Here is a 273-nt window from a genome sequence, read left to right on the forward strand (position 1 = left end):
GATAGCTGCAATTGATTTTCTTGGGCAAATTGCTTGAGGGCATCATTTGCTAAACCTTGATTATTAGCAACCGAAGCATAACTTTCAATACTTGCTTTAACACGTTGTAACGATGTTTGTTCAATTAAGTCGTTTGTTTGTTGGTAATTCATTAGCGCTACAACACTGGTGATCAATGCCACAAGTGAACACACCACCCAAAATTTTCCATTTAGGCTGAATTTAATCAAGATTGCATCAATTTTTCTAAACTGGATTTGCTTCATATAAGCT

The 273-nt window shown here is 35.5% G+C and carries 1 pseudogene; it reads right to left on the minus strand.

The window, feature by feature from the left end:
- Positions 1 to 266 (minus strand): annotated as a pseudogene (locus AAEZ00_RS21235) (methyl-accepting chemotaxis protein); the annotation flags it as partial.
- Between the last annotated feature and the right edge of the window lie 7 nt (positions 267 to 273).

The organism is Shewanella sp. S1-49-MNA-CIBAN-0167, assembly GCF_040310145.1.
GTDB classification, from domain to species: Bacteria; Pseudomonadota; Gammaproteobacteria; order Enterobacterales; family Shewanellaceae; genus Shewanella; species Shewanella psychromarinicola.